The sequence below is a fragment of the Microcella putealis genome, assembly GCF_004216575.1.
GTDB classification, from domain to species: Bacteria; Actinomycetota; Actinomycetes; order Actinomycetales; family Microbacteriaceae; genus Microcella; species Microcella putealis.
This window is the reverse complement of sequence record NZ_SGWW01000004.1, coordinates 173,903-187,157: the sequence shown is the minus strand read 5'-3', so window position 1 is coordinate 187,157 and position 13,255 is coordinate 173,903. Positions and strand designations below refer to the sequence as shown.

At 68.3% G+C, this 13,255-nt stretch carries 14 protein-coding genes; 9 read left to right on the top strand and 5 right to left on the bottom strand.

Annotation, left to right across the window (positions count from 1 at the left end; all coding sequences use genetic code 11):
• Positions 1-144 precede the first annotated feature (144 nt).
• From EV141_RS10845 to glsA, 3 genes are all read left to right on the top strand, one after another.
• On the top strand, positions 145-720 hold the full coding sequence (locus EV141_RS10845) for a hypothetical protein (protein ID WP_141914302.1): 576 nt from the start codon (positions 145-147) through the stop codon (positions 718-720).
• Between the two features lie 145 nt (positions 721-865).
• Positions 866-1,051: a hypothetical protein gene (locus EV141_RS10840; protein ID WP_130485977.1), complete on the top strand. Its 186-nt coding sequence runs from the start codon at positions 866-868 to the stop codon at positions 1,049-1,051.
• 11 nt (positions 1,052-1,062) lie between these two features.
• A complete protein-coding gene (gene glsA / locus EV141_RS10835) occupies positions 1,063-2,340 on the top strand; it encodes a glutaminase A (protein WP_157985549.1) in 1,278 nt (425 codons plus the stop codon).
• Between the two features lie 78 nt (positions 2,341-2,418).
• On the opposite strand, the gene EV141_RS10830 is transcribed toward glsA, so the two are convergent.
• A complete protein-coding gene (locus EV141_RS10830; RefSeq protein ID WP_130485975.1) occupies positions 2,419-3,408 on the bottom strand; it encodes a pirin family protein in 990 nt (329 codons plus the stop codon).
• Between the two features lie 54 nt (positions 3,409-3,462).
• Between EV141_RS10830 and EV141_RS10825 the strand changes: the two genes are divergently transcribed.
• Positions 3,463-4,545, top strand: a complete 1,083-nt coding sequence (locus EV141_RS10825) for a hypothetical protein (protein WP_130485974.1) — start codon at positions 3,463-3,465, stop codon at positions 4,543-4,545.
• Positions 4,546-4,559: 14 nt separating this feature from the next.
• On the opposite strand, the gene EV141_RS10820 is transcribed toward EV141_RS10825, so the two are convergent.
• Genes EV141_RS10820 through EV141_RS10810 form a run of 3 tightly spaced genes read right to left on the bottom strand, consistent with a single transcriptional unit; the run spans position 4,560 to position 6,138 of the window.
• Positions 4,560-4,793, bottom strand: coding sequence for a helix-turn-helix domain-containing protein (locus EV141_RS10820; protein WP_130485973.1), 234 nt, complete (start codon positions 4,791-4,793; stop codon positions 4,560-4,562).
• Positions 4,793-5,506 (bottom strand): hypothetical protein, encoded by a 714-nt coding sequence (locus EV141_RS10815; RefSeq protein ID WP_130485972.1) that lies wholly within the window; start codon positions 5,504-5,506, stop codon positions 4,793-4,795. The genes EV141_RS10820 and EV141_RS10815 overlap by 1 nt, the downstream gene beginning before the upstream one ends.
• Positions 5,506-6,138 carry a hypothetical protein gene (locus EV141_RS10810; RefSeq protein ID WP_130485971.1) on the bottom strand — a complete coding sequence of 211 codons (633 nt, stop codon included), beginning with the start codon at positions 6,136-6,138 and terminating at the stop codon, positions 5,506-5,508. The genes EV141_RS10815 and EV141_RS10810 overlap by 1 nt, the downstream gene beginning before the upstream one ends.
• 195 nt (positions 6,139-6,333) lie before the next feature.
• On the opposite strand from EV141_RS10810, the gene EV141_RS10805 reads away from it, so the two are divergent.
• Positions 6,334-8,832, top strand: coding sequence for an ATP-dependent Clp protease ATP-binding subunit (locus EV141_RS10805; protein ID WP_130485970.1), 2,499 nt, complete (start codon positions 6,334-6,336; stop codon positions 8,830-8,832).
• Between the two features lie 90 nt (positions 8,833-8,922).
• Here the strand turns inward: EV141_RS10805 and EV141_RS10800 are convergent, their stop codons facing one another.
• Positions 8,923-10,227, bottom strand: coding sequence for a PQQ-binding-like beta-propeller repeat protein (locus EV141_RS10800; protein ID WP_157985548.1), 1,305 nt, complete (start codon positions 10,225-10,227; stop codon positions 8,923-8,925).
• 389 nt (positions 10,228-10,616) lie between these two features.
• Between EV141_RS10800 and EV141_RS10795 the strand changes: the two genes are divergently transcribed.
• The 4 genes from EV141_RS10795 (at position 10,617) to EV141_RS10780 (ending at position 13,248) form a co-directional block, all read left to right on the top strand.
• Positions 10,617-11,186 carry a fasciclin domain-containing protein gene (locus EV141_RS10795; protein ID WP_130485968.1) on the top strand — a complete coding sequence of 190 codons (570 nt, stop codon included), beginning with the start codon at positions 10,617-10,619 and terminating at the stop codon, positions 11,184-11,186.
• Between the two features lie 90 nt (positions 11,187-11,276).
• The gene (locus EV141_RS10790; RefSeq protein WP_130485967.1) at positions 11,277-11,789 is read left to right on the top strand and encodes an amino-acid N-acetyltransferase; all 513 of its coding nucleotides are present in this window, start codon (positions 11,277-11,279) and stop codon (positions 11,787-11,789) included.
• A 109-nt stretch (positions 11,790-11,898) separates the two neighbouring features.
• Positions 11,899-12,573: a hypothetical protein gene (locus EV141_RS10785; protein WP_130485966.1), complete on the top strand. Its 675-nt coding sequence runs from the start codon at positions 11,899-11,901 to the stop codon at positions 12,571-12,573.
• 177 nt (positions 12,574-12,750) lie between these two features.
• On the top strand, positions 12,751-13,248 hold the full coding sequence (locus EV141_RS10780) for a hypothetical protein (RefSeq protein ID WP_241969228.1): 498 nt from the start codon (positions 12,751-12,753) through the stop codon (positions 13,246-13,248).
• Positions 13,249-13,255: the final 7 nt, after the last annotated feature.

The window sequence follows — 13,255 nt, the reverse complement described above, 5'->3', positions numbered from 1 at the left end:
CGGTGCCCCGTCTTAGCCTGGGGGCACCCACACGACCGGGCCCGAAACTCGGTCACCCCCACCCGACTACCCACACCCGACGTCACCGGCCACCGCCTGCGGTGGGCCGATACTCGCTGGACCCGAACGGCGACCCTCATGATCGTGCAGCAACGCCTGCGCAGTGCCGCCGCCTTTGTGGCTGGCCTCTTCGTCGTGTTCGGCGTGGCCTGGGCCGGTGAGGCCTTCGCCGCCTCGACCGTCTCGATTACTTCGCCCGTCGCCGGCGACACCGTGTCGGGCGACATCCTGGTCGAGGGTTCGCTCGCCGGTGAGGGTGACGTGGTCTTGACGGTGGCGCTCACCGAGCAGGTGCTCGGCGACTGTGGCTCGACCGTCGTCGAACGCACGGTTCCCGCGGTTGCCGGAGAGGCGTTCTCGGTTGCGCTGGCCACCGCCTCGCTCGTTCCCGGCGAGTACTGCGCGGTCGTTGTCGTCGACGACGGGCGCCTGTCGGCGGCGATTGGTGACGTGCGCGTCGAGCCGGCCTTCGCGAGCGACGGGGGCGTGCAGTTGCCGACCCTCGAGCTGCCCGGCGAGAACCCGATCACGGCCTCCCCGCCGGCGGTGCCCGGTGTCGAGGTTCTTCTCCCCACGGCTCTCGGCGCGATCGCCGCGGTGAGCGTCGTCGTCCTCTCGGTTGGCCTGGCGGTTCGCCGCCGTCGCCTGCAGGACATCTAGTCGCCGCCGCGCTCGCCCGGCCGCGCGCCGCGGGCGCGGCGGTCTTCCCTCGCCGAGCGCTGCGGGCGCTCGCGGTCCCCCGCGCGCAACGGCCGCTCGCCGTCCCCCGAAGCGCGTGGTCAGCATCCGCGCGTACGATGTCGGCATGCCTGAATCGTTCTGGGCCAACGCGATCTTCTCGGTCACGCCTACGATCCTGCTCGGGCTCGTGTTCTGGTTCGCGATGCGCGCGATCATTCGCGCCGACCGGGCCGAACGGCAGACGTTCACCGAGATCGAGGCAGAAGAGCGCGCTCGCTTCGAGAAGCTGAACGCCGACCCGCACGAGTAGTGTCGGTCCCCGTGACCACCCTCATCGATGACCCGATCGCCCGGGTGCTGGGCGAGTTGCACGAGCGTCTGCGGCACGACTACCGCGGTGAGGTGTCGGCGTCGATTCCGACGCTCGCGAACGCCGACCACAAACTGTTCGGCCTGGCGGTGTGCAGCCCCGACGGTTTCGTGTCGGAGGCGGGCGACGTCGACGTCGAGTTCTCGGTGCAGTCGATCTCGAAGGCGTTCACCTACGCGCTGGCGCTCAGCGACCGCGGCCGCGAGGCCGTGCACGAGCACGTGGGCGCCGAGCCGAGCGGTGAGGCGTTCAGCGCGATCAGTCTCGAAGAGGAGACGGGCCGCCCCGACAATCCGATGATCAACGCGGGCGCGCTCGTGACGTGTGCGCTCGTGGGGGGTGAGGATGCGCGGGAGAAGTTCGCGCGCATTCGCTCGCTGATGGAGGCGGCCGCGGGCCGCACCCTTGGCTTTGACGAGACCGTCTACGAGGAGGAGCAGGCCGCGAGCGACCGCAACCGCGCGCTCGCGCACTTCATGCGCAGCGCCGGCTCGCTGACCGACGAGGTCGACCCCACGATGGAGGTCTACCTGCGGCAGTGCTCGGTGCTCGTGACGACCCGCGACCTCGCGATCATGGGTGCCACGCTCGCCCGCGGCGGCATCAACCCGGTGACGGGCGACCGCGTGTTCTCGGGCGAGGTGGCCCGGCACGTGCTGACCGTGATGGCGACGTGCGGCATGTACGACTACTCGGGCGAGTGGCTGCTGACGGTCGGCACGCCCGCGAAGAGCGGAGTCTCGGGCGGGCTGATCACGGCGAGCCCCGGCCAGTTCGGTATGGGCCTGTTCAGCCCCAAATTAGATGCGCGGGGCAATTCGGTGCGCGGCGTCGCCGCCTCGCAAGACCTCGCCGAGCGCTTCCAACTGCACGCCCTGACGCTGCCCGGCGGCAACCTGCCGGTCGTACGCGAGAGCGAGGAGCGCTGGCCCGAATTCGGCGCCGGCGTTGTCGCCATTCAGGGCGACCTCGTTTTCGCGTCGATGCGTGGAGTGCTCGCCGCGATGGAGGACGTGCTCGACTCGACCGATCGGGTGCTCGTGCTCGACCTCGATCGGGTGACGCGGGTGCACGCGGTCGGCGAGAAGATTTTGCAGGGCGCGATTGACCGGCTGCACGACCTCGAACACGACGTGGTGATCGTTGACGGTGCGCGCCGCGGGATTGTGACGGGCGCCGTCGAGGTCGAGACGCTGGATGCTGCGCGCGACTGGTTGAGCGAACGGTGAACTGCCCGGTTCCTCCTCCGGTGTAGGAACTCCTACACCCGAGTAGTGGCCAAGCGGCGACACAGTCGCGCCGCGAGATTACTCGCGGGGCTTCAGGCGGATGCCCGGCAACGCCGGCGCCGGAAGGGCCGCGCCGTCGTACCCGTCGACGTGGCCGAAGCGTCCGCCGCGGTCGGCGTCGGCGATGACGTCGCCCTGCCACTGCTCGCGGAAGGCGACGATCTCGTCGTGGTCGCGGCCGATGAAGTTCCACCACATGACGATCGACTCGCCGAGCGGCGTGCCGCCGATCAGCAGGATGCGCAGGGGCGCGTCGCCGCTCGCCTCGATGCGCACGACGTCGGCGCCGGGCGCGAGGTAGCCGAGTTGCGCGGCGTCGACCACGTGATCGTCGTCGAGGGTCGCGGTGCCGTGGTCGACGAGCACCCCGTGCTCGAAGGTGGGGTCGAGTGCTACGTCGACGACGGAGCCCGCCGGCAGGTCGAGCTGCGCCCCGAGCAGCGGTGTGAAGGTGCGGGCGTGGGCGCGGTGGTCGGCGAGCCCGGGCAGTTCCCCGATGAACACCCGCACGGTCGCGTCGCCGAGCTTGGTCGGCACGGGTTCGCTGTGCTCGAAGAAGGGGGCGGTGTGCCGGTCGCTGTCGGGCAGCGCCACCCACAGTTGGGCTCCGTGCAGGCGGGCCGTCGCGGGCGTCGAGATCTCGGAGTGCTGAATGCCCGAGCCCGCCGTCATGAGGTTCAGCTCGCCGGGTCGCACCATCTGGTGCGCGCCGGTCGAGTCGCGGTGCTCGATCTCGCCCTCGAACAGCCAGCTCACCGTCTGCAGCCCGGTGTGGGGGTGGGGCGGCACGACCATGCCGGCATCCCGTTCGGTGATGTCGTCGGGGCCGTAGTGGTCGAGGAAGCACCACGCGCCGATCAGGCTGCGCTCGCGCCGCGGCAGCGTGCGGCGCACCGTCATGGCGCGCGGGCCGCCGAGCGGCACCTCGCGCGGCTCGAGCAGCTGAAACCGCGGTGCCGTGTCGTCGTCGCACAGCAGCTCGGCGGGTTCGACCTCGAGGTTGCTCACGCGCTCACCCTACGCCGCAAGGGTGCGCGCATTCTGCTGACGTAGGCTCGCGCCGTGCCGCCGACCTCGACCCCGCAGGGCCCTCGCCGCGGCCGTCGTCGCGCGCGTGGCCGGGCCGCGTCGGGCGTCGCCCTCGCGCTGCTGGCCTCCCTCTCGCTAACCGGATGCTCGGCCATCGACGACGGCGTCGGCTTCGTTTCCGAGGAGGTCGCCGTCAGCTCGGCCGCCGCCGAGCTCGCGACCGCGCTCGAGTCGTCGCCCGCGACGCAGAGTGTGGAGAGCGCCTACGAGCTGTCCGACATCACGCTCGACGTCACCCTCGTGCTCGACCCTGCGGCGGCCCCGGCCGACGCCGCCGACGCCGTCGAGACGGCGCTCGAGGGAGTGCAGCAGGAGGTCTTTGCCGACCGTCTTCCCACTGTGTTGGTGGTCTGGGATGGCGCCGCGCTCGTCGCCGAGTCGGCGCGCGAGGCGGCGGCGTGGAATCGGGCCGAGATAGAGGGCTGGGTGACTCTCGCCAGCGCATCCCCGCTGCTGGTCGAACTCGAGGTCACCGATGCCGGCGCGACGGGCCGCGCGATCAGCTGGCCCGCCGACCATCCGGTCGCGGGTGCGCGTGCCGAGCTCTTCGCGGATGCCCGCACGATCGTGACGGTGGCCGAGCTGCGCGAGCTGGTGACAGCATCCGCCGAAACGGGGTGGGCGGCGATCGACGAGGCGTGGACGATTCCCGGCCTGAGCGCGTTCGGGCGACTCGATGACCGCGTGAGCGACATCGTGGGCGCGCTGCCCGCCGACGCGCCGGTTGCCTGGCCGACGGCGGAGAGCATCCGGGGTGTGGGAATCGTGGTGGCGCCGACCGTCACCTCGGTGGGCTGGTACGGCACGGGGGCCGAGCTCGCCGCGTCGGACGACTGGCCGGTCGTTGTCGAGGTGTTCCGGGCCGCGGTCGACGTGCTTCCCGCCGGGAGCGACCTGACCTACGCGTCGGCGCAGCTGCAGGCGGTGGCCACGCTCGGCGGGTGCGCCGACGGCGTCGCCGACTCTGCGGTGGCCGACGACGACGCCGCGTTCGTGCGGGCGCTCGAGGCGGAGGGCATCACCGGCCTCACGGCGGGACGCTGCGCGCAGGGTTGAGCCCGGTCGCCGGCTCAGTCGTCGAGTACGAGCAGCTCGCCGACCTCGCAGTCGAGCACCTCGCAGATGGCCCGCAGCGTCGAGAAGCGGATCGCCCGCGCCCGGTCGTTCTTCAGCACCGACAGGTTGACGAGGCTCACGCCGACGAGCTCGCTGAGCTTCGTCAGCGTCATGCCCCGCTCGGCGAGCAGCTCATCAAGTCGACAATGGATGCCCGTGGCCTCGTCATCGGATTCCGCGGGCGCCATCAGACCAAGCCCTCCGTGTCGCGCTGCAGGCGCTCGCCGGAGCTGACCAGGCGTGCGACGACGATGACGACGAGCCCCACTCCTAGCGGCCACAGCTCGAAGCTCCACGTCGGAGAAACGTACGTCGACCCTGCTGCCGCGGCGGGACTCAATTCGAAAAGCTGCGCATGGACGCGCATCCCAGCTGCATTGCTGAATACCTGTGTGACAACGCCACCGATCGCGAGAGTGGCGCCGCTGATGACCAGCAGCCGGCTGAGTGCGCCAGAAAAGGGGAGCTCTGCGGTCGATTGGCGGGCCGCCCGTGCGATCACGAGCAGCACTGTGATGGCGATCGCCGCAAGAGCGGCGAGGTGCAGGGCGACGAGCACTCGAGTCGTCATGTCTAGCCCGGCGACAGTCAGCGCGATTGGCGTCTGCTGAGCAAGCCCGCTTGTCACGTTCGCGTCCGTCATCGCCCGAAGGTCATCGGGAACCGCTTCGATCCTCACAATTACGGGTACGGCGAGTGTCACGCGGTCGCCCTCGACTGCGAGAACGACGGTGACGACGCCGACGAGTGCCGAAACACCCGCCCCGATAGTTGACCCCCAGGCAACGAGGCGAGGTAACCGAGGTGCGCGGTCCGATTCGTCCTTGCGGCGGCGCGAGTCGGCAATCATCAGCACGACAAAGCCGAGCATGACGACGAGCACAAGGATGAACGGATCCATCAGACGAGCCCCTCCGTGTCGCGCTGCAGGCGCTCGCCGACGCTGAACGCCGAGCCGATGATCGCGATCGCGAAGGCGGCCAGGATGAACGTGAACGGTTCGGCGGTGAAGATCACGTTGTCGAAGTCGCCGTTCGAGATCGCGGCGAAGGCTCCGTTCGATCCCATGGTGCGGAAGAACGGGTCGGCGGCCGCCGCAACGAGGCCGGCTGCGGCGGCGCCGCCCGCGAGGCGGGTGTTGCGGCGGGAGAAGATCTCGCCGCGGCGCACACCGAGGCTCAGGGCGATGAGGCAGGCGACGAGGGCGATGACGGCGAGTGTCGTGACGACGACGCCCGTGATGAGGGCGCCGAGCGAGATCGGGTCGAGCGAGCTCGTCGTGATGATCGCCTCGGTCACCTGCACCTCGATGAGCTCGCCGCCCGGCCCGATAGGCAGCTGCGCGCGGTCGCCGTTGAAGGCGGCGGGCACGCTGACGCTCGGCTGCGACACGAGCTCGGCGATCCGCAGCACGGCGGCGACGACGTAGGCGAGGGCGATGACGGCTCCTGCGCCGACGAACACGAGGATGGCGCCGCGATCACCCCGCGACGGCAGGCGGCGGTCAGGTGCGGCGGCGGTGGGCGAAGACATCGGCTTCCTTATCGATAGTCGTTATTAACGAATGTCGATAAGTTAGCCCGGCCGCGTGCATCCGGTCAAGGGGTTTCTGTGAGGGCGCCGAACCCCGTCACGCCCACGGCGAACAGGGGCAGGATGCGGGAGCCCCCGTGGTTACCCTCGATGTACCGGAGGCACCCCATTCCCGCCACCGTGAGGAGTTGCGAGATGTTCGAACGCTTTACCGACCGAGCCCGTCGGGTTGTCGTGCTGGCCCAAGAAGAGGCCAAGATGCTCAACCACAACTACATCGGCACCGAGCACATTCTGCTCGGGCTGATTCACGAGGGTGAGGGCGTCGCTGCCAAGGCGCTCGAGTCTCTCGGCATTTCGCTCGACTCTGTGCGCGAGCAGGTGCAAGACATCATCGGCCAGGGCCAGCAGCAGCCGACGGGGCACATCCCGTTCACGCCGCGCGCCAAGAAGGTGCTCGAGCTGTCGCTTCGCGAGGCCCTGCAGCTCGGCCACAACTACATCGGCACCGAGCACATTCTGCTCGGCCTCATTCGCGAGGGCGAGGGCGTCGCCGCCCAGGTGCTCGTCAAGCTCGGCGCCGACCTGAACAAGGTGCGTCAGCAGGTAATTCAACTGCTGAGCGGTTACCAGGGCAAGGAGGCCGTCGCCGTCGGTGGCGAGTCGACCTCGAGCGACAAGGGCTCGCAGGTGCTCGACCAGTTCGGCCGCAACCTCACCGCCGCCGCGCGCGAAGGCAAGCTCGACCCGGTCATCGGCCGCGAGAAGGAGGCCGAGCGGGTCATGCAGATCCTCTCGCGCCGCTCGAAGAACAACCCCGTGCTGATCGGTGAGCCCGGCGTCGGCAAGACCGCCGTCGTCGAGGGCCTCGCCCAGGCCATCGTCAAGGGTGAGGTGCCCGAGACGCTCAAAGACAAGCAGCTCTACTCGCTCGACCTCGGCTCGCTCATCGCTGGTAGCCGCTACCGCGGTGACTTCGAAGAGCGCCTGAAGAAGGTCACGAAAGAGATCCGCACGCGCGGCGACATCATCGTCTTCATCGACGAGATCCACACGCTTGTTGGCGCCGGTGCCGCTGAGGGCGCGATCGACGCCGCGAGCATCCTGAAGCCGTTGCTCGCCCGCGGTGAGCTGCAGACCATCGGTGCGACCACGCTCAACGAGTACCGCAAGCACTTCGAGAAGGATGCTGCCCTCGAGCGCCGCTTCCAGCCCGTCATGGTCAACGAACCGGCCATTCCGCACGCCATCAACATCCTTAAAGGTCTGCGCGACAAGTACGAGGCCTTCCACAAGGTGTCGATCACCGACGGTGCGGTCGTCGCCGCCGTGAACCTCGCCGACCGTTACGTGCAAGACCGCTTCCTGCCCGACAAGGCCATCGACCTGATCGACGAGGCCGGGGCGCGCCTGCGTCTGTCGATCCTGTCGGCCCCGCCCGAGCTGCGCGAGTTCGACGACAAGATCGCCGCCGTGCGCACGCAGAAGGAGGAGGCGATCGAGGGTCAAGACTTCGAGAAGGCCGCGTCGCTCCGCGACGAAGAGAAGAAGCTGCTCGGTGAGCGCCTTCGCCTCGAGAAGCAGTGGCGTGCCGGCGAGGTCGCCGCGGGCGGCACCGTCGACGAGGGCGTCATCGCCGAGGTGCTCGCGCAGGCCACCGGCATTCCGGTGTTCAAGCTCACCGAGGAAGAGTCGAGCCGACTCATCTTCATGGAGAAGGCGCTGCACCAGCGCGTCATCGGTCAGAACGAGGCCATCGCGGCTCTCGCGAAGACGATCCGCCGCACGCGTGCGGGTCTGAAAGACCCGAAGCGCCCCTCCGGCTCGTTCATCTTCGCCGGCCCCACGGGTGTCGGTAAGACCGAGCTCGCGAAGGCGCTCGCCGAATTCCTGTTCGACGACGAGGATGCGCTGATCTCGCTCGACATGTCGGAGTACGGCGAGAAGCACACCGTTTCGCGCCTGTTCGGAGCCCCTCCCGGCTTCGTCGGCTTCGAAGAGGGCGGCCAGCTCACCGAGAAGGTGCGCCGCAAGCCGTTCAGCGTCGTGCTCTTCGACGAGATCGAGAAGGCGCACCCCGACATCTTCAACTCGCTGTTGCAGGTGCTCGAAGAGGGTCGCCTGACCGACGGTCAGGGTCGCGTCGTCGACTTCAAGAACACGGTCATCATCATGACGACCAACCTCGGCACGAAGGACATCACGGGGGGCCCGGTCGGCTTCACGATCGAGGGCAACACCGAGGCGTCGTACACCGCGATGCGGGCCAAGGTCGTCGAAGAGCTGAAGAAGCACTTCAAGCCCGAGTTCTTGAACCGCGTCGACGACACGATCGTCTTCCCGCAGCTGAACCAGGACGAGCTGCTGCAGATTGTCGACCTGTTCATCAAGCGACTGCGCGACCGTCTGCTCGACCGCGACATGTCGATCGAGGTGTCGCAGGCCGCGAAGGAGCAGCTCATCAAGGTCGGCTGGGACCCGACGCTCGGTGCCCGACCGCTGCGCCGCGCTGTGCAGGCCGAGATTGAGGACAGCCTGTCGGAGGAGATCCTCCACGGCCGCCTGAAGTCGGGCGACCACATCGCCGTCGACTACGTCGCGGGCGAGTTCGTGTTCACGACGACGCAGCGCGAGCTGGCCGCCGTCGAGGCCGGCCCGACCGTCGCAGCTCCGGAGTTGCCGGCCGCCGACTAACGCGACCGGGCCCACGATTACCGGCCCCGCGCATCCGAATGGGGGATGCGCGGGGCCGGTTCTCGTTTGTTACGGGGGCTCAGTCAGAACTCACTCCGCCGCGGCGGGCTCGGTCGCCGGGTGGTCGATGACGAAACCGACGAGACCGTCGCTTTCGCTGACGACCCACACGTCGCCATTCGCGCGCGTGCCGGCAAGTTGGACTGCTCCTTCGCTCCAGCGGCTGACCTCGCGTCCGTCGGGTGAACAGGCGCGCGCGGCATCGCCAGCGCTGAAGTAGTCGAATGCCGAGAAGGTTTCCGGGGACGCGATCTGCCTGCTGAATTCGCACGCAAGAACCGTCGAATTGGGCAATCGAACGGCGTCTCCCGACTCGAAGTCAACGAGGTCGATTTCTCCCCCGACTTGTCGCAGAGCACCGTGGGTTGTCGGCGGCGCGAAAGATTTGTCCTCCGCGACGATGCTGGATTCATCGGCCAGCAAAGGCCGGCTCCACTCAACCTCACCCGTCACCCGGTCGACTGCGATCAGTTCTGCGTCGAGGTTCTCGATTCGATACTCATCGTCGTCGGTCTCCATGAGGTGAGCCTCACCGGAGAAGATGCGACACAACGTGAGGAGGTCGTTCTTCGTTCTGAGCGGGGCAGATGATTGGCACGTCGTAGCGGCCTCCACCTTCCATAGCGTGTTGCCCGTCTCTGCATCCAGCGCGACGGTGGCGGCCTCCTCGAGGGACCTGACCGATGAGTGGGCCTCGTCCGGGTTGTCGCCCCAGTAGGCGCCGGTTCCGATGACCATGCCATCCCGTTCGGACCACTCCCAACCCGCGCGCGGTGAGTACCCCGAGCCAAAAACATCCGAAAAGCTTCGGCGCCAAAGCTCTGTCTTCCCGTCTCGGAAGACCAACACGTCGTCCGCGACTGTCTCGCCTCCTTCCCAAGACAGCGATTCTGTGAACGAGGTCGCGGGCGCTTGATTTTCGGGAGGGTCGACGATGCTCGTCTCCCGGGTCTCCAGGTCGAAACGAACGATGTCGTGGGAGTTGCCGTTGAGTTCGAGCGTGCTCCCGAAGATGCACACTCCGCCGTCAGGCTGGTCGCACTCCTTGGGGAGGGCCATGCTTCGGATGCCCTGAATCCCAAAGTCCAATGCCTCACCGGTGCGGGGGTCTCGAAGGTGGAACTCAAGAATGCGTTCATTGCTCGACGGTGCGAAATGGGCCACCACGCTCGTGCCTTGCGTCTCAACAAGGTCAACGCTTCGCGTGATGCCGCCCGCGAACCATCCCGGATGCGCGAGAGCGCGCCAACGTTCGTGTCCGTTTTGGGTGTCCCACGCTCCGACCCAGAGCATGTCGTCTTTCACGAAGTATGACAGGACGGTGTCGTCGACCACGCGAGGCGTACCTACGGGGGTGGTTTCCACCCGCCACGCTTCCTGGGCGTCAATGGTCGTCGCGTGGGCAAGCTCTCGGAGTTCTGTATTTCCACTTACGCAGCCGGCGCTCACCAAGAGGGACAGGACGACCGTGCCGCTTACGAGGATTCTTCTTCTGATCACGAAAGCACCGTAGGGCGAGCGTGCGCACGGGCTGGCTCGCGGAAGAAATGTGGGGATAACCCCTGCCACGCGTCGCCGCTTGCTGGAGGTGCGCCGCGAAGACGCCGCACGGCAACTGCGAGGGGGCCGCGCGCCCTTGTCGGGGCGGACAGGTCTTGTCACCCTCATTTGGGGGGGGGGGGGGGGGCATCACTGGGGTGTCCCACGATCGCGGAGGAACCTCAATGAAGAAGCAGTTCGCCCTCGCCGGCATCGCAGCCGCAGCCCTCGCTTTGGGCACCGTCTCGCCCGCCGTCGCCGACGGCCACGACGGCCCCGGAACCATCGTCGACGTCGCGGTCGGAGCATCCGGTGGCATCGGCGCATTCGATGACAACGGCAACGACTACGACATCCTGGTGAGTGCTGTCGTTGCCCTCGAGCTGGTTGACGCTCTCGCCGCCGCGGACGCCGACCTCACCGTGTTCGCCCCGAACGACGAGGCGTTCATGCGGCTCGCCACCGACCTCACGGGCGAGCGTCCCGCGAGCGAGGAAGAGGCGTTTGGCATCGTCGCCGGCGTCGAGGGCGTTACCGACATCGTGCTCTACCACGTGGTACCCGGAGCGGCCACCTTCACTCAGGCCGTCCAGGCGAAGACCCTCACCACCCTCACGGGCGAGACCATTCGCGTGCAGGGCGTCAACCTGCGCGATGGCGGCGAGCTCGCCGACCCGAAGATCGTCCGGAAAGCGTCCGACATCGTCGCCTCAAACGGCATCATCCACACGATCGACCGCGTGCTGCTGCCGTAAGACGCATCTTGCGACCGGCCCCGCGCATCCATTTTTCGGATGCACGGGGCCGGTTCTCGTTGGCGGGGGCGCGGCCCTAGGCTGGTCGCCATGACCGCCCTGGGGTTCGAAGTGCGCCGCGCGCGCACCGGAGACGTGCGTGCCATCAAGGAGCTGGTGGAGCCGCTCGTGCAGCAGCGCATCCTGCTCGGCAAAGAGCTCGTCGTGCTGTTCGAGTCACTGCAAGAGTTCGCGGTCGCCGTCGACGACGCCGGCGAAGTGATCGGCTGTGGCGCCCTGCACGTCATGTGGGAAGACCTGGGCGAGGTGCGCACGCTCGCCGTGCGGTCTGACTGGCTCGGCCGCGGCGTCGGGCATGCGCTCATCACCTACCTCGAGTACGAGGCGCGGGCGCTCGGCCTGCACCGGCTGTTCTGCCTGACCTTCGAGGTTGACTTCTTTGGCCGGCACGGCTTCGAACCGATCGACGACCAGCTCGTCGTCGACCCCGACGTGTACGTCGAGTTGCTGCACTCGTCCGACGAGGGTGTGGCCGAGTTTCTCGACCTCTCGCGGGTGAAGCCGAACACGCTCGGCAACACCCGCATGCTGAAGACGCTGTAGCTCGTTCGGCTCGGTGCGGGCGCAGCTGACCCTTTTGGCGCGCTGAGAGTCGCGGCGCTCGCGGCGGGTGCTGGCGGGTGTGCGGCCGTTGCGGCGGTACTCTCGCGCCATGTCGAGCCTGCGCCACCCCGTCGGACCGCAGCCGCCGAGCGTGTACTGGCGGCGTCGCGCCATCGTTGGTCTCGGCCTTCTCGCCGTGATCATCGTCATCGTGCTGATCGTCGTGCGCCCCGGAACGGCCGAACCGACCGGTGCCGGTGAGCCCGCGCCTGCCGCCTCGGACGCGGCTGTCGTCGAGGATGAGCAGACCGACCTTGAGGCTGTCGCGGAGGACGCAGGCACGGGTAGCGGCGAGGCGGCCCCCGGCGTCGATGGCGCACCGGGTGCGTGCACGGCCGAGCAGGTGCAGGTCACGCCGGTGACCGATGCCGAGGGGTACAGCGCCGAATCGCAGCCACAGTTGTCGTTGACACTGCTGAATACGGGCACGACCTCCTGCACCATGGAGGCGGGCAGCGACGTGCAAGAGTTTCTGATCACGTCGGGCGCCGACCGCGTCTGGTCGTCGCGTGACTGCCAGGTCGATGCGGTCGCCGCGTCGATCGTGTTGGAGCCCGGTGTCGAGCGGGCGACCACCCCGATCCCGTGGAACCGCACGCGTAGCGAGCCCGGGGTGTGCGATGTGCAGCGTTCGCCCGTCACCGCCGGCGGCGCAACGTACCGCCTGAGCGTGACGATCGGCGGGCTCGAGGGCGACGGCGACCGGCCGTTCCTGCTCAACTGAGCCGAGCATCCTGAGCCCCGTCGGCGCGCGAGCGTCGGCGTGCGCCTCCACTTTCGGGTCTGCACCGCTACGGACGTGCGATTGCGACAAAGACGTGCGCGCATACGCACGGTGGTGTCGTAAGCGCACGTTCAGGGGTCCCATCGGGAGGCGGGGTGCCCGCGTAGGCTTGTCGGGATGCCGAAGAAGAAGTCGAAGTCGGGGGCCGCACCGAAGCGAGGGGCTGGCCCGAAGATGAAGCGTGGGTTGCCGGCGCACCGGGTTCCGGAAGACCAGCAGCTGGCCGCCGCGCTTGAGCGCCAGGACACGGCGGCGGTCGCGTTCGCGCTGCGCAACGACTGGGTCGTGATGCCGCTACTGCCGGGAAGCGGGCCCGATCAGATTCGGGTGTTTCGGGCCGAGGGTGCCGAGAAGTTCATGCTACTGCTGTTTTCGGCGCCCGAGCGGTACGTCGAGATGGTGCCGCAGGAGCCCGCGCACCGCTTTCTCGCGTACGACGGGCCGACGCTGCGCGACTTCCTCGAGCAGAACATCGAGGGCCTCGAGGCGGTGTGGTTCGACCTCGCCGGCCCGCACTCGATGCAGGCGAACCCGCAGGACGTGCTCGACGCGCTGCGTCTCGATGTGGATGCTGTGGCTGGCGACACCGACGCGGCTGGCGACGCCGACAACTAGCGCCAGG

Bases quoted from the DNA above. Each gene is read 5' to 3' on its own strand.
- EV141_RS10840 (WP_130485977.1), top strand. From the start codon at position 866: ATGCCTGAATCGTTCTGGGCCAACGCGATCTTCTCGGTCACGCCTACG.
- EV141_RS10820 (WP_130485973.1), bottom strand. From the start codon at position 4,793: ATGGCGCCCGCGGAATCCGATGACGAGGCCACGGGCATCCATTGTCGA.
- EV141_RS10815 (WP_130485972.1), bottom strand. From the start codon at position 5,506: ATGGATCCGTTCATCCTTGTGCTCGTCGTCATGCTCGGCTTTGTCGTG.
- EV141_RS10810 (WP_130485971.1), bottom strand. From the start codon at position 6,138: ATGTCTTCGCCCACCGCCGCCGCACCTGACCGCCGCCTGCCGTCGCGG.
- EV141_RS10805 (WP_130485970.1), top strand. From the start codon at position 6,334: ATGTTCGAACGCTTTACCGACCGAGCCCGTCGGGTTGTCGTGCTGGCC.
- EV141_RS10795 (WP_130485968.1), top strand. From the start codon at position 10,617: ATGAAGAAGCAGTTCGCCCTCGCCGGCATCGCAGCCGCAGCCCTCGCT.
- EV141_RS10790 (WP_130485967.1), top strand. From the start codon at position 11,277: ATGACCGCCCTGGGGTTCGAAGTGCGCCGCGCGCGCACCGGAGACGTG.
- EV141_RS10785 (WP_130485966.1), top strand. From the start codon at position 11,899: ATGTCGAGCCTGCGCCACCCCGTCGGACCGCAGCCGCCGAGCGTGTAC.
- EV141_RS10780 (WP_241969228.1), top strand. From the start codon at position 12,751: ATGCCGAAGAAGAAGTCGAAGTCGGGGGCCGCACCGAAGCGAGGGGCT.